The sequence below is a fragment of the Streptomyces sp. NPDC026515 genome, from assembly GCF_055567595.1.
In genome coordinates, this window is sequence record NZ_JBVHQD010000001.1 from 352091 (window position 1) to 371083 (window position 18993).

14 protein-coding genes and 1 pseudogene are annotated in these 18993 nt (G+C 70.8%); 4 read left to right on the top strand and 11 right to left on the bottom strand.

All coding sequences use genetic code 11. The annotated features are described in order from the left end of the window. Nucleotides 1-116 precede the first annotated feature (116 nt). The 9 genes and pseudogenes from ACZ4O3_RS01475 to zapE form a co-directional block, all read right to left on the bottom strand. Nucleotides 117-908 (bottom strand): DUF4142 domain-containing protein, encoded by a 792-nt coding sequence (locus ACZ4O3_RS01475; protein WP_467720762.1) that lies wholly within the window; start codon nucleotides 906-908, stop codon nucleotides 117-119. A 106-nt stretch (nucleotides 909-1014) separates the two neighbouring features. After that, nucleotides 1015-1731, bottom strand: coding sequence for a peptidyl-tRNA hydrolase (locus ACZ4O3_RS01480; protein ID WP_467720763.1), 717 nt, complete (start codon nucleotides 1729-1731; stop codon nucleotides 1015-1017). A gap of 195 nt (nucleotides 1732-1926) precedes the next feature. Then, nucleotides 1927-2143, bottom strand: a pseudogene (locus ACZ4O3_RS01485) (hypothetical protein). A gap of 18 nt (nucleotides 2144-2161) precedes the next feature. Further along, entirely contained in the window at nucleotides 2162-2992 is an 831-nt protein-coding gene (locus tag ACZ4O3_RS01490) for a polysaccharide deacetylase family protein (protein ID WP_362723654.1), read from the bottom strand. Between the two features lie 161 nt (nucleotides 2993-3153). Further along, on the bottom strand, nucleotides 3154-4047 hold the full coding sequence (locus tag ACZ4O3_RS01495; protein ID WP_467720764.1) for a slipin family protein: 894 nt from the start codon (nucleotides 4045-4047) through the stop codon (nucleotides 3154-3156). Nucleotides 4048-4191: 144 nt separating this feature from the next. After that, nucleotides 4192-5646, bottom strand: a complete 1455-nt coding sequence (locus ACZ4O3_RS01500; protein ID WP_362723648.1) for a SulP family inorganic anion transporter — start codon at nucleotides 5644-5646, stop codon at nucleotides 4192-4194. An 8-nt stretch (nucleotides 5647-5654) separates the two neighbouring features. Beyond that, entirely contained in the window at nucleotides 5655-6233 is a 579-nt protein-coding gene (locus tag ACZ4O3_RS01505) for a carbonic anhydrase (protein ID WP_362723645.1), read from the bottom strand. An 87-nt stretch (nucleotides 6234-6320) separates the two neighbouring features. Further along, complete coding sequence (locus ACZ4O3_RS01510) at nucleotides 6321-6716, bottom strand: hypothetical protein (RefSeq protein WP_467720765.1); 396 nt, start codon at nucleotides 6714-6716, stop codon at nucleotides 6321-6323. Between the two features lie 192 nt (nucleotides 6717-6908). After that, entirely contained in the window at nucleotides 6909-8015 is a 1107-nt protein-coding gene (gene zapE / locus ACZ4O3_RS01515) for a cell division protein ZapE (RefSeq protein WP_467720766.1), read from the bottom strand. Between the two features lie 37 nt (nucleotides 8016-8052). Here zapE and ACZ4O3_RS01520 point away from each other — a divergent pair, with 37 nt between their 5' ends. The 4 genes from ACZ4O3_RS01520 to msrB all read left to right on the top strand — a co-directional run bounded on the left by ACZ4O3_RS01520 (nucleotide 8053) and on the right by msrB (nucleotide 11448). Then, entirely contained in the window at nucleotides 8053-8832 is a 780-nt protein-coding gene (locus ACZ4O3_RS01520) for a pyrimidine reductase family protein (RefSeq protein WP_467720767.1), read from the top strand. A gap of 155 nt (nucleotides 8833-8987) precedes the next feature. Further along, the gene (locus tag ACZ4O3_RS01525; protein ID WP_362717553.1) at nucleotides 8988-9461 is read left to right on the top strand and encodes an indole-3-glycerol phosphate synthase; all 474 of its coding nucleotides are present in this window, start codon (nucleotides 8988-8990) and stop codon (nucleotides 9459-9461) included. 177 nt (nucleotides 9462-9638) lie between these two features. Further along, complete coding sequence (gene murC / locus ACZ4O3_RS01530; RefSeq protein WP_384997043.1) at nucleotides 9639-11027, top strand: UDP-N-acetylmuramate--L-alanine ligase; 1389 nt, start codon at nucleotides 9639-9641, stop codon at nucleotides 11025-11027. 13 nt (nucleotides 11028-11040) lie between these two features. Next, nucleotides 11041-11448: a peptide-methionine (R)-S-oxide reductase MsrB gene (gene msrB / locus ACZ4O3_RS01535; protein ID WP_467720768.1), complete on the top strand. Its 408-nt coding sequence runs from the start codon at nucleotides 11041-11043 to the stop codon at nucleotides 11446-11448. Between the two features lie 815 nt (nucleotides 11449-12263). Here the strand turns inward: msrB and ACZ4O3_RS01540 are convergent. Next, nucleotides 12264-13121, bottom strand: a complete 858-nt coding sequence (locus ACZ4O3_RS01540; RefSeq protein ID WP_467720769.1) for a hypothetical protein — start codon at nucleotides 13119-13121, stop codon at nucleotides 12264-12266. Nucleotides 13122-13324: 203 nt separating this feature from the next. Continuing rightward, entirely contained in the window at nucleotides 13325-18715 is a 5391-nt protein-coding gene (locus ACZ4O3_RS01545) for a sacsin N-terminal ATP-binding-like domain-containing protein (RefSeq protein WP_467720770.1), read from the bottom strand. Nucleotides 18716-18993: the final 278 nt, after the last annotated feature.

Consider the following 18993-nt stretch of genomic DNA (forward strand, 5'->3'; position numbering starts at 1 on the left):
CTCCCCCTCCTCCGATTGACGGGGGTATGGCCCCGGAGCGCGTCCGCGAACCTCGTTGCCTGCCGCTTCAGAGCAACATTTGAGGTTCGGGTCCGCGCTCCGGGGAGCTGAGCCGGCTATCCGCCGAGCACACCCAGCGAGTCCACCGGGTCCGGGCGTGCCGTGTTCACCGTGCCCGGCGCGCCGGGCGAGGGCCTGGACGTGACCCGCACGTCACCGCCGGCCCGCGCGGCCGGAGCGGAGGGCACCACCACCCCCGGCGCCGGCACCGCCGGGCCGGTCGGACTGGCCGTGGTGGAGTCGGCGACCTCGTTGGCGATCGCGTCGAAGTCGACCTTCCCGGTCTTCTCCAGGATCGTGATGTGGTCCAGCACGGTCTGGTTGGCGTCCGAGGCCAACTGCCGCACCAGGCTGTTGCGGGTGGTGTTCCGTACCGTGCCGATCGCCGGGAAGATCTTGCCGTGTGCGGCGCGCAGCAGGTTCACGAACTTGTACTCGTACTCCGCGCCGGTCGCCGTCGACATCTCCTGGAGCCAGCCCTGCTGCTGTTCGTTGGGCACGTCGGGCAGTTCGACGCCCAGCTGCCCGGCGACGATCCGGACCCGCCGGTCCAGATCGGTGTGGCCGACGATCAGATGGTCCCCGGCCTCCTTGATCTCGGCGCTCGGCGCCCGCTCGATGGCCTGCTGCCCGGCCGGCAGCTCCCAGAGCCCGGCCAGCCGGACCCGCACGATCAGGTCGCGGTCCGAGGCGGTCAGCGGCCCCCACTGGGTGGCCACGGTCCCCGCCGCCAGGTTCGCCTGCCCGGTGCCGGAGCGGTCGGCGTAGGACCACACGGGGTAGGCGAGGGCGCCGAGCGTGGCGGCGAGGACCGCCATGATCATGGCCGTACCGTTGAAACGCCGCAAGGGAGTCCTCCCCGTGTCGCTGGTTCAGTGACCGGACGTACGGGCGGGACGGCGGCGATGTTCAAACAAACGGCAAAGTTCGTCAGGGTAGTCAAAAAAGCCCAGGTCAGCGAAGGGCCGGATGGTCCGCGACGACGGTGCAGCTGCCCGGGGCGATTTCGGTGAACCCGGCATCCCGAACCAACGGCAGTCCGCTGCCGGTCAGTTCACGCCATGCGGCGGGATCGGCGCCGCGCACGGCGAGCGGGAACCCGGCCTCGCGCCAGGCCTCGCGCTCCTCCTCCGGCAGCGCCCACCAGGCCAGTTGGGCCCCGTGCCCGGCCTGAGCCATCGCCTTGCCGGCGGACATCTCCAACTCGGGGTTCAGCCACAGCACGGCCTGCGCCCGGTCGGCTTCGGCGGGCGGCTCGGGGTCGTCCAGCTCCGTCCCGGACACCTGCAACTTCGCCAGCTCCCTGGGCCAGCCGTCCAGGGGAACCGGCGGGAACACCCGCACCTCGGCGGACTTCCCCGCGAGGGTGATCCCGGGCAGCTCCCCGGCCCGCCGCCACTCGGCCCCCCGGGCCCGCCGCACGACCTTGCGGATCCGGGCGTCCTGCCAGTCCCGGATCGCCTGCGCCCATTCGCCGTCCCCGAGCGCCCGCGGGTCACTGAGCATGGTCAGCACGGCCCGGGCGGCGGTCTCCAGGGCGTCGGTGCGGGCGGGCGGAGCCGCTTTCTCGATCCGCACGACGAGCGGCAGCACGAATTGAGGCGCCTCGTCCCGCCTGGTGGGCTCCGGCCGGAAGGGACTGTCGCTGGGGCGCGTGGGAACTTCACTCACACCGGCCAACCTACAAGGGTGCGGGGCGCAGCCGATGCGCGGCCCCGGCGCGCGGGCCCGACCGCCTCGCGCGCCGGCGGACCGCGCACGGCCGGAACCCGCCACCGGGTCCCGCTGTCACCGCTGCCCCTGGCCGCGGCGGCCCTGCTCGCCGCGGCGGCCTTCACCGTGGCGTGCGTCCTCAACGGCCGCCGCTCACCCGGAGCAGGCGCTCCGCCGGGCCTCCTGCCACTCGCGGGCCGGGCACATCGTGATGCCCTCGTACGACTCCGGGTACTCGGCCGGCTCCCGGCACAGCACGCTCCCCCACTCTCGGCTGCGTTCGAGCGGGGGACCCCGTCGCGTACGGCGGACCGTCCGCCGTCGGCGGCTTCGCGGCCCCGGTGATCGTGCAGTAGCCCTCGTCGCTCATCCCTCGGGGGCAGGACGGTCAGCGGTGACCGGGGGTCTCGCCGATCAGCTCGGACACCTTCACGAAGCGGAAGCCCCGGTTGCGCAGTTCCGGTACGACGTGGCGGACCACCTCCTCGGTGGTCGGGGCGGCGCTGCGTGTGCAGTGCATGACGACCACGGACCCGGGCTTGACCCCGTCCAGCACCTGCTGGGTCACGGCGTCGGCGTCGGTCGCGAACGCGTCGCCGCTCACCACGTCCCACTGCACCGCGGTGACCCCGAGCGAGCCGACCGCGCGCAGCGCCTGCTGGTCGTAACAGCCGCCGGGGAAACGGAAGTACGGCATCGGATGCGGTACGCCCGCCCTCAGCAGGGCCGCGTAGGCGCGCTCCACGTCCGACTTCATGTTCGCGGCGGCGACGGTCGGCAGGCCGTAGCAGTCGCCGGTGAACGCGTAGTGGCTGTAGGAGTGGTTGGCGACCTCGAACTGCGGGTCGTGGCCCAGCGAGCGGGCCTGGTCCGGGTACTCGTCGGCCCAGCGGCCGGTCATGAAGACCGTGGCCGGCACCTTCAGCCGGCGCAGGGTCGCGATCAGGGCGGGATTGTCGAAGTGCTCGCCGGAGGCCGCGCGGGGTCCCTGGTCGGCGGTCATGTCGGCGTCGAAGGTCAGGGCGACGGTCTTGCCCAGGGTGCGCGGGCCGTTGGAGAAGACGCGCGCCGGACCGCCCGGGCGCGCGGGGAGCGTGGGTGGCTTGGCGGCCGGAGCGGGCCTGGCGGGGGCCGGGTGGCCGGTGTGGCCGGTGTGGGGAGCCTGGGCGGTGCCGCAGGCGGCGAGCGCGGCGCCCAGGGCGACGCTGGCGACGGTCATACCGGTAAGACGGCGTACTGATCGGATCACCCTATGAACGTAGGTCGGATTGTCCGTTTTTTTGGGGTGGCGCGACGCCGGGACCGCCGCGGTCACCCGGGCGGCGGCGGGCACGGCCGGGGCTGGCCTTCCACCGTGCCTGCCCCGTGCCCCGGAGCAGGTCACGCGGAGCGGGGCCGCTGCCGTCCGTCCACTTCGGGTGCTTCCTCGGCTCGGGCACGCCGTTCGCCGGGGTCGGGTTGCCCGGGTGCGGAGAGGCCGGGAGGGCCGAGCCCGGCGCCGCCGTTCGGCGTGGGCTGCTGGGCCCGCTCCAGGAAGCGCAGCAGCTCCACGGGGAAGGGCAGGACCAGGGTGGAGTTCTTCTCGGCCGCCACCGCCACGATCGTCTGCAGCAGGCGCAGTTGCAGGGCCGCCGGGGTGCTCGCCATCTGCTGGGCCGCCTCGGCCAGCTTCTTCGAGGCCTGGAACTCGGCGTCGGCGTTGATGATCCGGGCCCTGCGCTCCCGGTCGGCCTCGGCCTGGCGGGCCATCGACCGTTTCATCGTGTCCGGCAGCGACACGTCCTTGATCTCGACCCGGTCGACCTGCACGCCCCAGCCCACGGCCGGGCTGTCGATCATCAGCTCCAGGCCCTGGTTGAGCTGCTCGCGGTTGGAGAGCAGGTCGTCGAGGTCGCTCTTGCCGATGATCGACCGCAGCGAGGTCTGGGCCATCTGTGAGACGGCGAACTTGTAGTCCTCGACCTTGACCAGCGCACTCACCGCGTCGACCACCCGGAAGTAGACGACCGCGTCCACGCGCACCGTGACGTTGTCGCGGGTGATGCCCTCCTGCGCGGGGACCGGCAGGGTGACGATCTGCATGTTGACCTTGTACAGCCGGTCCGCGAACGGGATCACCAGATTGAATCCGGGCTGTCGTACGGCACCGGTGACCCGGCCGAGCCGGAACAGGACACCCCGTTCGTACTGCTTGACGACCCGCGCCCCGGCGGCCAGGTACAGCGCGCCCACACACAGCGCCGCCACCACCGAGACCAGCAGCTCCTGAACCATCACGACCTCCAACCAGAGAGGTCCGCTATGTCTGACACTGCAACGATATGCCCGGTGAGTGGTCCGGAGCCACGCCCGCCGGGAGCGGGTCCGGGCCGGGATGCCGAGGGGCGTCGGCGTCCCGGCCCGGGAGCGGCCGCCGGTTCAGACGGCCGTGACCCTCACCGGTTCGGTGCCGGCGTCGCTGTGCCGCTCGGCCCAGCCCTCCAGCGCGGTCCGGCAGGCGTGGTCGAGGTGGTGCAGCCCCGACAGGTCCACCCGGATCGGGCGGTCGTGGGGCAGCGCCTCCAGGCTGTCGAGGATCTTGGGCAGCCGCAGGAACGTCGCGTTGCCGGACAGACTGGCGTCGATCGGGCCGGCGCCCTTGTCGACCACCTCCAGCTTGATGTGCGAGGCCTCCCAGGCGGTCTTGACGATGGACAGGGCCAGCCCGACGAGCACGCCCTCGAACATGCTGACCGCCACGATCGACACCGCGGTGACGACCAGGACCAGTGCCTCGCCCCGGTGCTCGCGCCAGAGCACGGTCAGCGCGCGCACGGGGATCAGCCTGGCACCCGAGTAGACCAGGACCCCGGCCAGCGCCGGGACCGGTATGTATGCGAGGGCTCCTGGCAGCAGTGCGGCGAACAGCAGCAGCCAGAGGCCGTGCAGCACCCGGGACGCCTTGGTCCGGGCGCCCGCCTGCACGTTGGCCGCGCTGCGCACGATCACCGCGGTCATCGGCAGCGCGCCGAGCATCCCGCAGAGCGCGTTGCCCACGCCCTGCGCGATCAGCTCCTGGTTGTACTGGGTGCGCGGACCCTTGTGCAGCCGGTCCACGGCCGCCGCGCTGAACAGCGACTCGGCGGACGCGATCAGCGTGAACGCGACGATCGTGCCGATCACCCCGAGACCCGCCAGTTCGCCGAAGGCGCTCAGCGGCGGCGGCTGCACGGAGTCCAGCAGCCCGTGCACCTCGACGGTGGCGACCGGGAGGGTCAGCAGGAACGCGGCCAGGGTGGCGAGCCCGACGGCGGCCAGGGGGCCCGGAACCGTCCGCGCCTTCGCGGGGAGGTACGTCCACAGCACGAGGACCGCGACGGTGCCCGCACCGAGGGCGAGTGAGGCCAGTGCCCCGCCGTCCCCCAGAGCGTCCGTGAACGCCCCGGGCAGTCCGGCTATCTTGCCGGGTCCCGACTCCGGGGCCTTGGCGGCGAGCGCCGGGTACAGCTGACCGGCGATCAGGACCAGGCCGATTCCGGCCAGCATGCCCTCGACCACGGAGACCGAGATGGCCCGGAACCAGCGGCCGAGCCGCAGCACACCCATGGCGATCTGGAGCACGCCGGTGACCAGCACGATCACCCCGAGCAACGGCAGCCCGAACTCCCGCACCGCCTCGAAGACGAGCACGGTCAGACCGGCGGCCGGCCCCGACACCTGAAGGCTGCTGCCCCGCAGCATGCCGGTGACGAGACCGCCCACGATGCCGGTGACCAGGCCGAGTTCGGCCGGTACACCGGAGGCCACGGCCACGCCCACGCAGAGCGGGAGCGCGACCAGGAAGACGACGAAAGAGGCGGTGAAGTCCTGTTTTAAGTGGGAGAACTTGGTCATCGTGACGCTCACAGGGTTTCGAACGCGTCGGTCTCGGCGCGGTGTTCGCGCACGGCACCGGTGTGGACCTCGTAGTACCAGCCGCGCAGGGTCAGTTCGTCCCGCGCCAGCTTCCTGTCGATGAACGGATAGGAGCGCAGCCGCAGCAGCTGGGCGAGCACGTGGTTCTGCACGCCCTCGGCGACGGCCGGATCCTCGACCGCCCCGGTCGGGCGCGGCTCGGCACGGGCCAGCCAGTCCCGTACGGCGGGTACGGCGGTCAGGTCGTCGCCGCGCACCAGCGCGCCGACGGCGCCGCAGTGCGAGTGTCCGCAGACGACGACGTCGCGGACGCCGAGCACCTCCACGGCGTATTCGATGGTGGCCGCCTCGCTGGTGGGGTGGACCGAGGCGTACGGGGGGACGATGTTGCCCGCAGTGCGCAGCTCGAAGAGCTCGCCCGGGCGGGCGCCGGTGATCAGGGCCGGAACGACCCTGGAGTCGGAGCAGGTGATGAAGAGCACCTGCGGGGACTGGCCTGCGGCGAGCTTGGCGAACTCCTCAGGGCGCTGTCCGAACGTACGGGCGTTGTCGATGAGGGGCTGCATGATCTGTGGACTCCTCCTGGCGCGCCGGAGCGGCGCGTCGGGCTTGCACGACGGTTGTGGGGGGGGCGAGCGGGCGGAGCCCGTCGCTCAGCAGCGGAAGACCTGAAGCGCGGCCGGCGCGTGGGCTCTGGACGCTCTGGGCGTGCGCTGGTGCGCGGTCGCGGGGGCCGGCGGAGCCGGTATCGCCTCGGTGTGCCGGGCGGTGGACGGACGGTCGTCGGCCCAGCCGGCGGTCGCGCTGCGATGGCGGTCGGCGGTCTGCGGCGGGCTGGGGGGTGCCCCGCAGCGGCCGCGGTCGAGGAGGGCGTGCGAGTCGTCGCGCACGAACGCCGCCGAGGGCTTCGGACCGGGTTGGGCCTTGGCCTCGACATGACGGAGTGTGTGCGCGGTTGCGAATGTTGCCGCGGGCGCGAAGAGCTGGACGGCGAGCAGAGCGGCGGCCAGGAGCGAGAATGCGGTCCGGGCCGTCGTACCACGGAACATGTGCCCCCCTCGCAGCAGTTCGCGCCTCTTGTGCGCACCAAACACAGGTCAATGGTTGGTCAAGAAACACGTTAGCCCTGCAGAGCCGTTTGCAGGGTCAACTGGGTGCTGCGAACTGAAGAGAGCGTGAAAAATGCCGGTCGGGTGGCTCGATCGAGCTCTTGACCCGCGATCTTGATCGAATAGCGGGGTCTACTCGGCGGCGACGAGCCCCTTGGCGTCCCGGGCCAGGGCGGTGAGCCGGGATATCGCGCGGAAGTACTTCTTCCGGTAGCCGCCGTTCAGCATCTCCTCGCTGAACAGCCTGTCGAAGGGCAGCCCGGCGGCCAGGACCGGGATCTCCCGGTCGTAGAGCCGGTCCGCGAGGACCACCAGCCGCAGTGCGGTCGACTGGTCCGGCATCGGCCGCACGTCGGTGAGGCAGACCGCCGCCACGCCGTCGGTCAGCGCGCCGTACCGGCTCGGGTGCACCTTCGCCAGGTGGTCCAGGAGCTGCGGGAAGTCGTCGAGCGAGGCGTCCGGGGTGGCGTAGGCCGCCTTGGCCACCTGTTCTTCGGAGAACGGCGCCGGCGCCTCGGGCAGACCGCGGTGGCGGTAGTCCTCGCCGTCGATGCGCAGGGCCCGGAAGCGGGCCGACAGGCCCTGGATCTCGCGCAGGAAGTCGGCCGCCGCGAACCGGCCCTCGCCGAGCTTGCCCGGCAGCGTGTTGGAGGTGGCGGCGAGCGCGACCCCCGCGTCGACCAGGCGGCCCAGCAGCGTCGACACCAGGACCGTGTCGCCGGGGTCGTCCAGCTCGAACTCGTCGATGCACAGCAGACGGTGGCCGGAGAGGGTCTGCACGGTCTGCTGGAAGCCGAGCGCGCCGACCAGGTTCGTCAGCTCCACGAAGGTGCCGAACGCCTTCAGCGCGGGCTCGGCCGGGGTGGCGTGCCAGAGCGAGGCGAGCAGGTGGGTCTTGCCGACGCCGTACCCGCCGTCGAGGTAGACCCCGCGGGGCCCGGCCGGAGCCTTCGGTGCCCTGGCCTTCCCGAGGCCGAAGAAACCCCGCTTGCCGCCGGCCGCCGCGTGCGCTCCGCCGAGACCGGCCGCGAACCCTTCGAGGACGCGTACGGCCGCGGTCTGGCTCGGCTGGTTCGGGTCCGGGATGTACGTGGCGAAGCGGACCGAGTCGAAGCGGGGCGGCGGCACCATCTCGGCGACCAGCCGGTCCGCGGGGACGTGCGGGGAGCGGGCGCACAGCGACAGCGGGGCCGCGTCGGCTATGGGGCTGACCTCGGAGGCGGCGGGAGAAGACGACACGGTCATCCATGGTAGTTGCCGTGCCACACTGCACGACATGCGACGCCTGTTCCCTGTGACCGAAGAGACAGCGGCCCCGGTGTCCGGCGGTCCGGCCGGGGGGGAGTGGAGTCTGGCCGAGCTGGCGCGCGCCTACGGCTATCCCGAGGGGCCTGGGGTGTGGCTGCGGGGCAACATGGTGTCCACGCTCGACGGCGCGGCCCAGCACGACGGACGGTCGCAGCCCATCTCCAGCGCCGCCGACATGCGGATCTTCGGCACCCTGCGGGCCCTCGCCGATGTCGTGGTCGTGGGTGCGGAAACGGTACGTCAGGAGGGGTACCGGCCGGCCCGCGCGCGGGCGGAGTTCGCCGGGGCCCGGGTGGCGGCGGGGCAGGGCCCGGCTCCCGCGGTCGCCGTCGTCACCGCGAGCCTGGACCTCGACTTCACGCTCCCGCTGTTCACCTCGCCGCTGGTGCCCACCCTGATCCTCACCGGTGCGGCGGCCGCACCCGACCGCGTCGCCGCGGCCGAGCAGGCCGGCGCCCGGGTGGTGGTCGCCGGTGACGGCGTCGGCGTCGACCCCGCCCGCGCCGTGAGCGCCCTCGCCGGCCTCGGCCTCACCCGGTTGCTCACCGAGGGCGGACCCCGGCTGCTCGGGCAGTTCATCGCCTCCGACGTCCTGGACGAGCTGTGCCTGACGATGTCCCCGATGCTCACGGCGGGAGGGGCGCAGCGCATTTCCGGGGGCCCCGGTGTCACCGTCCCCAGGCGTTTCGAACTAGTGTCCCTGCTGGAGGAGGCCGGATTCCTGTTCAGCCGCTACCGGCGGTCCTGAATTCGGCGGAGTCCACCGTTCCGCTTAGCTTCCGGCGGGCACACTGAATCCGGCAGTACCCGTGCGATCACGGGGCAGGATGGTTTCCGCAGGGCTGGCTAGGCCCCAGGGAGGACAGAGGGTCCAAGCGGCCCTCTCAGGAGAAGAGGCGCCTCGTGTTCACAAGCGTTCTGATGATCGAGAAGGCCCTGACGTCCGCCGACGTGGAATTCGTCACCACCTTGCACGGGGACGAGCAGGTCACCTTCCACGTACTGCTGCAGCCGCGCGGCGACCAGGCGGACCGCCTGCTGCGGGCCATCGACGACATCGCACTCGGCGAACTGGACGAAGCCGCACGCGAGCGGGAGACGCCGGAGGGCGACGCGGCGAAGGGTCCGGCCGAACAGGCGCTGGACGTGTCCCTGGCGGCCCTGCGGGCGGCGGGGAGCACGGCGCACGGGCGGATGGTCGAGGACCACCCGCTGGACGCGCTCAGATCGGTGGTGGAAGAGGTCGGCGCGGACGAGGTGATCGTGCTGACCGATCCGCACTACGTGGAGGAGTTCTTCCACCGGGACTGGGCGTCCCGGGCGCGGCACAAGGTGGGCGTGCCGGTGCTGAAACTGTTCTCGCACAGCAAGGCGTAAGGGGACGCGCGGGCGCCGTGGAGACGGGTTCGCGGCCGCGCCCGCGCCGTGGCCGACCGGCCGGTTCCCCGTGCCCCCCCGCGGGGTGCCCCTGCTCATGTCCCCTGCACGGCACCCGGTGCTGGTGCGCATAGGCTGGAGACCGCTTTCGCACGTCGACATCTCTGGGAGAAACACATGGCACCCGGCCTTCCTTCCGCCATGGAGCGACCGCACTTCATCGGGATCGGCGGCGCCGGGATGTCCGGGATCGCCAAGATCCTCGCCCAGCGGGGCGCCGAGGTGGCCGGGAGCGACGCCAAGGAGTCGGCCACCGCCGAGGCGCTGCGGGCGCTCGGCGTCACCGTGCACATCGGACACGCGGCCGGGCACCTGGCCGACGACGCCAGCTGTGTCGTCGTCTCGTCGGCGATCCGCGCGGACAACCCCGAGCTGGCGCGCGCGGCCGAGCTGGGCATCCCCGTGGTGCACCGCTCCGACGCCCTCGCCGCCCTGATGGACGGCGCGCGGCCGATCGCCGTCGCGGGCACCCACGGCAAGACCACGACCACCTCGATGCTGGCCGTCTCGCTGACCGAGCTGGGCCGCGAACCGTCGTACGCCATCGGCGGCGACCTGGGCGCCCCCGGTTCCAACGCCCTGCACGGCGAGGGCGAGATCTTCGTCGCCGAGGCGGACGAATCGGACCGCAGCTTCCACAAGTACGCGCCCGAGGTCGCCATCGTCCTCAACGTGGAGCTCGACCACCACGCCAATTACGCCTCCATGGACGAGATCTACGAGTCCTTCGAGACCTTCGCCGGCCGGATCGTGCCCGGTGGCACGCTGGTGATCAACGCGGACCAGGAGGGCGCGCGCGAGCTGACCCGGCGGCTGGGCGGGAAGGTCCGGACGGTGACCTACGGCGCCGCCGCCGACGCCGACGTGCGGGTGCTGTCCGTCGTACCGCAGGGTCTGAAGAGCGAGGTCACCATCGAGATGGAGGGGACCGGGCTGACCTTCACGGTCTCGGTGCCCGGCCGGCACTACGCGCACAACGCCGTCGCCGCGCTCGCCGCGGGCGTGGCCCTCGGGGTCCCCGCCGCCGAGCTGGCGCCCGCTCTCGCCGCGTACACGGGCGTCAAGCGCCGCCTCCAGCTCAAGGGGGAGGCGGCCGGCGTCCAGGTGATCGACTCCTACGCCCACCACCCCACCGAGATGACCGCCGACCTGGAGGCCATGCGCGCCGCCGCCGGCGACGCCCGGATCCTGGTCGTCTTCCAGCCGCACCTGTTCTCCCGCACCCAGGAGCTGGGCAAGGAGATGGGCGAGGCGCTGGCCCTCGCGGACGCCTCGGTGGTCCTGGACATCTACCCGGCGCGCGAGGACCCGGTACCCGGTGTCACCAGCGAGCTGATCATCGAGGCGGCACGGGCCGCGGGCGCCGACGTCACCGCCGTCCACGACAAGGCCGAGGTCCCCTCCGTGCTCGCGGGAATGACGAAGCCCGGTGATCTGGTTCTCACCATGGGCGCGGGCGATGTGACCGACCTGGGCCCGAAGATCCTTGAACGCCTGGCGAAGTAAGGGGCTGAGAGTCATGTCGTACGACGTCGACAAGCCGGACGAGCAGTGGCGGGCGGAGCTGACCCCGGCCGAGTACGCCGTGCTGCGTCAGGCGGCGACCGAGCCGGCCTTCGTCGGTGAGTACACCGACACCAAGACCAAGGGTGTCTACTCCTGTCGTGCCTGCGGTGCGGAGCTGTTCACCTCCACCACGAAGTTCGAGTCCCACTGCGGGTGGCCGAGCTTCTACGATGCACGCAACTCGGATGCGGTGGAACTGGTGTCCGACCGTTCACACGGGATGGTGCGGACCGAGGTGCGGTGTGCGCGGTGTGGGTCGCATTTGGGCCACGTGTTTGAGGGGGAGGGGTATGCGACCCCGACCGACCAGCGGTACTGCATCAACAGCATTTCGCTGCGGCTGACGCCAGACGAGGACTGACAGTCCTTCATCGGCGGCGTACCTCAGGGGGCGAGAGGGATCGGGTCTATGGCACGTCCTCAAAGGGGCCAGAACCCGGCGTATAGCCTGACTCACCTGCCGCAAGCTGCGGTTTTACGTTGGAAAGGGCCTCTGATCTGCTACGGAGGCCCTTTCCGGTCTTTCGCGGGCTTACCCCGTTAGGCGGCGGAAAGTTGCTCGAGGCCTGTAGAACTCCACGTATCCCCCCGCCGTCGCCTTCCCCGCCCCAGCTGTTCAGCAGAGCGCAGACTTCCGGCTTTCAGAAGGCTGGTGCAGGAGTGGTGGCTACACGGCCCCCGACCTGTACCGCCAGACGGCATGTTCCAGTCCGCCTTGGTCGTGCCCGATAAGTGCGGCGGCTTCCTCGTACGCGGCTCGCAGCTCCTCGTAGCAGAGGTGCGGCACGCCGGCATCCGCGGCGAAGGTGCGTGATGTACGTCGACGGCGACCTGCGAACGGCCGACGAGATTGCTGATGTAGTCGACGCTCTTTGGTCCCACCCCTTTCACAGTGCGTAGAGCGGCGCGATTGGCCTGGTGGTCGAGCCATGCGTGGAGATCGTCGCGGGTGTCGACCTCCTTGGCAGCCAGCAGGTCAGTGATGGCGTGGGCTGTCGCGATCTTCTGGGAGTGGTTGAAGTTCATGGCGACGGCGAGGTCTTTTGTGGCGAGTCGTCTCTGGAAGCCGCGGAGTGTGACCGGCTGTTCACGGTGGTGCAGCCGGCGGGCGGCGGCGCGGACGCCGGGGTCGGCGTCGGTGAGGAGCGCGCGGCGCTCGTCGGCGTCGAGGTCCGGTCAGGCCGCGGGGTAGGCGGACCGTCGGACCTGAGACTCGGGGTCGGTGAGGAGGGCGCGGGCCACGGTGACTGGCAGGCCCGTCAGTGCGGCGGCCTCGGCACGGACACGCGGGACGGGATCGGCGGCGAGAGGTTCGTAAGCGGCGGTGGTGAACGTTGCGCCGTAGTCGACGGTGACGCTGACCAGGGCCCAGCGGCGGCGGTCGTTCTCCTCGGAGAGGACGAGGCGGCTCCACTGGCCGGGCGTCAGCTGGTTGGTACCGGTGTCGACCAGGGCGCTGCGCACCTTCCAGTCCGGGTGGAGGAGTAGTTGGTCGATCAGGTCGGCGAGCAGGTCGTGGCCGTAGTATCTCCCGGTGCGTACCACGAGGTCGAGCCGGAGGTCGTCGGGCAGAGAGGCGTTGGTCAGGAGCCCGATCGCCCACCGCTCCCGTGTCTGCTGTGGAATCCGGAGCCTGAACAGCCCGTCCCAGGCCGCTTCCCGCTCCTCCTCGCTCTCCTCCCGCGCCAGTCTCAGGGCCCGTTGTTCCTGGTACGCAGGGACGTCGTCGACCACGATCAGCCGGATCTCGTATTCCTCGGTGGTGACGCCGATCAGCGTCTTCCCGTCCGGGGAGAGCGTCATGAACTCTGGGCAGCGGGGCTGATTCCGCAGGACCTCGGCGAGCCGCCAATCCTTCCCGAGCCGGACCCGGAAACAGCCGCCGTGCCCCAGCGTGACCAGGAAGCCGCCGTCCTCGCCGAACAGCCCGTGCGCGGTGGCCAGCCGGAACCACTCCGCGTCGGTGTCGGCGAACGGATCGGTGGCGTCCAGTTGTACGACAGCGGTCGGTCCACCTGGTGGCCTGATTGGCAACGGGCGGAACAGCTCCGTCGCACAGCCCGACTCGTCCGTCGGTACGGCCCCACCTTGGCGAATGTCCCAGGTGGGGCGGTTTGGCGTTGGGCAGGTTCGATCCCCGGCGGTGCGTGGGTTGGCGCCGGGGCGGCTTTGCTGGCGAGTCGGATCTTGGCGGGTATGCAAGCGGTGCTGCCTGTCCGCCGAGGTGCGGGGCCGTGTTACCGGCCGGGGGCGCAGCGCAGGCGCAGGCCGTGGCCCACGATGCGGAAGTAGTCCCTGCCTCTGGGCGAGACCGGATTGGGTAGTTCGAACAAACGGCGGGACGTGGGGTCCAGGGCTGAGGTCACGAGGAGGATGCGGTAGCGCGTGGTGGAGGCGTGCGCGGTCGCCGCGCGGTGCTCCGAGGCCCCCAGCTCGAACTCGTACTCGCCATCGTCCGGTGATCCCGTCCAGGCGCCGGACAGGGCCTTCACCTCGTAGAACAGCGAGGTCTTGCGCCAGGAGACCTCGAAGTCGTAGCCATGGGCGTCCGAGGCGGCTGCCCTTTCGCCGGGGCTGCCGAGAAGAGCGGCATAGCCCGAACGCCAGTGAACGACCTGGTGTCTGCGGTTCAGCCAGGCGCGCGCCACGACCTCGCCCACCAGGCCGATCGCCTCCCGCTGGTCGTCCGTGGGGCGGGGGACACGCGGGAGACCGAGGCCGGCAGCGGTGGAGCGGGCGCTGTGAAATCGAGCGACCGACGTCATGGGCGTGAGCCGTGTCGTCGCGGGTTGATTCAGCAGGGCTTCGTCGATGCTGCTGTGCGCCAGCTCGGCGATCCGGGCCAACTGGTCGCGGCCGACGGGGATTTCGGTGTTGCCGATGGCAATCGTGGGTGTGGACAGGGTGGCCCCACCGGATCGCCGGCGCGTCGAGGCGGCCAGATCCGCCGGGGACAGACCGAGCCGGGCCGCGTCGGCGGTCAGGGGCATGGCCGGGGGCCAGCCCAGGCTTCGGGAGATGGCCCGCAGCAACTGAACATCGGTGAGGAGGAGCAGGTCGGCCAAGCCGGAGCGGTCAAGGCTGTCCTTGGCGTGCATGAGAGGTGCCTGCAGCCAGGCTGCAGGCACCGGCACCTCGTGGACGCGACACCACGCCTTCACCAGCGGGACGAGGCCGGGGACGAGAGCGTCGAGCCCGGCGGCGTTGGCCGCTCGGAGTTCCCCCACCGGCTTGAGGGCAGGACGGTGCGGGCCGTCCTCGCCCAGCTCGTCCGAAACGCCTTCCTCGCATCCTTGAGCGCGCAGCCACGCGCGGACATGCTCGCGCATGATCGTCGTCGTCGGCACCCTGAACAGGGGCAACCACGACGGGTCGGGGGCCAGTCCTTCGAAGTGACGTGCCCGGGCGTACCCGGACACGTCCTGGCCGTTCGCGGCCAGGGGGGTGTAGTGCTCCCTCAGCCGGTCCAGGATGGTGCCGGCATGGGCGCGCACGAAGTCGTCGAAAGCCCGCTCGTGCAGATCGGGATGGGCCAGGGGGCGGTAGGGCGGGCCGATCGCTTTGAGCGCGGCGTTGAAGGCACGGAAGTCGAGGCCGAGAGCGTCTCGCAGGTCGGCGAGGGAGCGGTGCTCGTGGATGAGGTCCAGCAGTTCGCGGGCGGGGATCCGCGATGTGGCCCGATACCGGTCGATCACATCGAGCAGCGCCTCCTCGGAGCGGCAGCGGCGCAGGTCGTCATCCACGGCGGCAGCCCGGTCGGGGCCCTCCGCGCAGACCAGGACAGGTCGCAACCGACGTACGAGTGTGGTGAGTTCGCCAGTGAGCCCGCGGCGTACCTCCGCGACCTTCTCCTCAGTCGTGTCGAGCGCGAACGCGAGCGTGCGGTCGTCCACGTCCGTGACGTCGTCCGGTGGTGTGCCGCCGAGCTGCTGCTGCACCTTCATCAGAGCCAGTTCGAGCGCGTCCTGCAGGGAGGGGTTGCCGAGAAGCTGGGCCACAGCCGGCGCGCATGCCTGGAGTTCGCTGCGACCGTCGTCACCGGTCCACACCACGACAGTGGGGTGCTCCGGATGCGGCAGGGCCAGGGCGCGTGCTGTTGGCGGGGGCGCCGCAGGGTGGCCGGCGACCAGGATCTCGACCTCCTCGGTTGACGCGACGCGGATGAGGTGGAGCAGGTCCAAGAGGCTGCGGACCCGTTGTTCGCTGCGCCGTGTGAACGCTCCCGACTTCAGTTCCAGCACGAGTGCGACGAGGGTGACCAGCCACTCCCTGTCGTCCGTGAGCAGCGGTCGGCCGCTGGTCGGGGTGATCAACTCGCCGTCTGCGGCGCGGACGTGGAATTCCGTCGTGGAAAGCCTGCGAACGGGGACCCCGCGTCGCTCCAGTAGCCGCGCGATGTCCTTGCCGTGCTCGGGAGCGGCGACGAGAACGGGATGCCCGGCCAGCTCGACCAGGGATTCCTTCAGCGGGGCGACCTCGTCGATGATGTAGACGGCGCGTGCGCCCGAGTCCGCGGGCTCCCCACTCTCCTCGTCGATGTCCGCGTCCGACACCGCGTCCGACACCGCGTGCGCGCGCAGCGCGCTCCCCTGTACCACGGCCAGACGCACGGTCTCCTCGTCGTCCCAGGGCCATGTCCCGGAGGCAGCCGCGTGTTGCCACGCCTGCCGGTAGTGCCTCTTGAATCGGGCGGCGAAACGGCCCGGCACATGGCCGTCGGCCAGGAGTACTCCGAGGTACTGCACCGCCGCAGCCGAGTCGCCGGGCTCGTCCCACAGACGCAGTCCCAGCCTGCGCAGCCGTTCCAGTGTGCGTTTCTCACCGAGCAGACGCCGGACCGGGAGGGGAAGTTGTGGGACGAAGGGCGGAAGCTCGGCGTCGCCGCTGTACCAGGCCCGGCTGGGCGCGACGAAGGAGAGGTGGCCCTCCGCGCTGTCCTCGACCGGCAGCCAGGGCATGTGGCGGAGGAAGGAGGCCACCGGGGTGGGCCAGGTGTGCGGGTCCTGGTAGCTGCTGTGCCGGGCGCTCGGGCGGCGAACGCCTACCGTGAGCGCGCTCTCGGGCCATGTCCGCAGCCCGTGCAGGATCATGTCGGCGAACAGACGGCGGCTCGCGTCGTTGAGCTCCTCCACCGCCTCCAGACCCGGCAGGTGGGACACTCCCCGATCGAAGGCGTAGGGCGTATAGGGGTGGTTGCCTGACGACCATCCCTGCCGTACGTCCCCGTCCCAGGCCTTGGCGACGGCGCCGGAGAGCGGAAAGCGGCGGGCGAGGCGCCACGGCTGCAGTTCCCTGCCTTCGTACGACGGGAACGTGACTTCTGCAAGGGGCAACCCGTCGCGCACGCCGATGTTCAGCAGGAACTCGCGCCACGTCTTGGGAACCGTCACTCGCACGGGCCAGCCGTCGGGGGCGGCTGTCAGACGTTGGCGCAGCGCGGCCAGTTCGGGGACGGCGCTGCCGCCCGCGTCCAGGAAACGCGTGAGCAGTTGGGCGCCCTCGGTGCCCCACTGCGGAGACATCAGGCAGTCGGCCGCCTTGGCCCAACCGCCGTCCCGCACGGGCACCCGGAAACCGATGGCGGCGAGTCGTCCGCGCTGAGCCTGGCCGAGGTGCGGGTACTGACGGTAGGCGAAGACCAGGGCATCTCGGCAGAGCGCGGCGGAAGGCCGGTGGGCGAGCAGGTCACGCAGCGCGTCCAGGATACGCTCGATCTGGTACGGGCGGATCAGGCGATTGCCTTCGAGGAAACCCTGGCCCGACGGACGCCAGGCGATGCCGGGATGCGTGAAGACGACGCGTCGTCGCAGGGCTCGCAGGTCGCTCGGGACGCGGGCAGCCGCGTCCGCGCCGGATCCTTCCGGCGCGAAGAAGACGCTCTCCTCCTTCCTTCCCGAGTCGGGCTCGCCGCCCAAGGTCCTCCGTAGTTCACCGTTGTGGTCGAGGACGATCTTGCGGTTACGCAGCTCGGTGCCGCCTTCCGTCCGGAAGGCCTGAGCCAGGTCGTCGTAGAGGTCGGCCCATTCCAGGCCCACGCGAGCCGCTGTCCCACGGTGCAGATTCGAGGCCAGGTGCTCGGCCCATACGGCCTTGGTGCGCGCCGTCGCCCGCATGAGCTGTCCGTCGAGCAGCTTGGTATGCAGGGCGTCGATCCTCTTCTGGCGTACGGCTCCCACACCTGGGTCCACGATCCGGGCGCCGGTGGCGGCCAGCGCCGTTGCCGTCATGACCTTCCACGGGACGCCGTCGTCGGGCCAGGCGAAGGACTCCCGCAGGGAACCCCACCCGTCCTCGTCGGTGCCGGCGAGGGGAACCACCGTTTCGTCGGCCAACGCGCCGTTCGCGGCGGCGTTGATCCGGTCGAGCCGTGTCCAGGACACTGCATCGGGCACCAGGCGTACAGCGAGGATCCGGGGAGCGTGGGCGCGCAGGTGCCGCGCGGTGTCGAGACAGAGGGCGGCCAGCTCGTCGAAGAGGAAGTCGTTGAGTGCCACCGAGTCATTGAGGTGCAACCGGGCCATCTTCGCGAAGAACGGCGCGTGTGCGTGACCGGGAAAGCGCGAAGGGGTCTCGGTCCCCATGGGCAGGAACGTGTACATCAAGCCGTCATCGAGGTCGCGGTCGAGGCGTAGCGCGATACCCACCCATGTGTCGCCCTGCCAGTTTCGCCACTTCTTGTGGATCTCGTCGCCCGAGATGCTCCGCTCGATGGCCGTGTGCAGCGTGTCGGCGGCGACGCTCCTGCGTGCCAGCAGATAACGGCCGGCCTCGTTCAGATCCACCTCGGTGATCCATCCGCCGTCGGCCACCGCGGTGGCCCAGGACGGCTGCCGCTCGGATCGGGTCAGCACATGACGCTCCGTGTCTGCCTCACCGTCCCGCTGCGTCTCCACGGTCAGGGCGGTGATCCGGTCGAGGAAGAGCAGCAGCGGAGCCTGCGCACGTACCAACCCCACGACTTGGTCGAGCGCCGCGGCGACGGCGTTTTCCGTGTGGAGGGGAAGGCGGACCACCGTCGAGAATCCCTGCGCGGCGAACTCGTCGAGGGCCGGGTCCGTGACGTTGGCGGGCACGGGCAGCGCCAGCGGCGACACCTTGTCGATCACCCATGAGGCAGCCTCGGCGTCTTTCACCAGGGCGTGCACGTCTTTCGGGGTCGCGAAGCGGAAGCAGAAACCGTCGAAGCCGACCGAGCCCTCATCGGACTTGGAGTAGATCTCAGGCCAGTCGGTCAACTGGAGCACGCTGCGAAAACCGAGCCCCTTGTTGCCGATGCCCTCGCCAGGCCCTTTACCGGACAGCCCGAATTCGATGATCTGTCGGAAGTTGTCCTCGGTGAACCCGGTGCCGTCGTTCGCCACGTAGAGCACTCCTCGGTGCTCTACGTCTCCCTCGGGGCCGGGCGTGCCCAGATCGAGCAGGACGCCGATGCGCCCTTGGCCGTCCGGGCCGATGGCATCGTGCCCGTTCTGGATCAGCTCCACCAGGGCGCGCCCCGCGTATTCCTGGGCCATTTCCTCGCTGAGCTCCTTGAGGCTCTCGGAGAATCGCCAGTCGCTGCCCGCCCGTTGGGCCAGCTCGATGCGACGCTGGGTGAGTGCGGTGATGGTGTTGTCGTTGGCGGGCAACGCTTTCCCTTTCGGCCCAGGCCAGCACTGATGACCAGCGCCTGCTTGATGGCTGATTCCTTCTGCGGAGCATCGGTCGCGGATCGGTGAGAGGCGACGGAATCCGGCCAAGCCGCCTCTACTGGGATCCCGCAGGCCAGGGTCGTGCGTGTGCCTGCTCGCACACCGCATCTCGTACGACCAACGCATGCGTGTTGGACCGGGCCGACCGAAAGTTGTTCGACTGCCTCTGCGATTGTCAGCCCCACGTGATACGGGCGTTGCGGTGCCGGCCTACT

Excerpts from the sequence above, each read along its gene's own strand:
- ACZ4O3_RS01500 (WP_362723648.1), bottom strand. The coding sequence starts at position 5,646 with ATGACCAAGTTCTCCCACTTAAAACAGGACTTCACCGCCTCTTTCGTC.
- murC (WP_384997043.1), top strand. The coding sequence starts at position 9,639 with ATGGCACCCGGCCTTCCTTCCGCCATGGAGCGACCGCACTTCATCGGG.
- ACZ4O3_RS01505 (WP_362723645.1), bottom strand. The coding sequence starts at position 6,233 with ATGCAGCCCCTCATCGACAACGCCCGTACGTTCGGACAGCGCCCTGAG.
- ACZ4O3_RS01490 (WP_362723654.1), bottom strand. The coding sequence starts at position 2,992 with ATGACCGTCGCCAGCGTCGCCCTGGGCGCCGCGCTCGCCGCCTGCGGC.
- ACZ4O3_RS01510 (WP_467720765.1), bottom strand. The coding sequence starts at position 6,716 with ATGTTCCGTGGTACGACGGCCCGGACCGCATTCTCGCTCCTGGCCGCC.
- ACZ4O3_RS01520 (WP_467720767.1), top strand. The coding sequence starts at position 8,053 with ATGCGACGCCTGTTCCCTGTGACCGAAGAGACAGCGGCCCCGGTGTCC.
- ACZ4O3_RS01495 (WP_467720764.1), bottom strand. The coding sequence starts at position 4,047 with ATGGTTCAGGAGCTGCTGGTCTCGGTGGTGGCGGCGCTGTGTGTGGGC.
- msrB (WP_467720768.1), top strand. The coding sequence starts at position 11,041 with ATGTCGTACGACGTCGACAAGCCGGACGAGCAGTGGCGGGCGGAGCTG.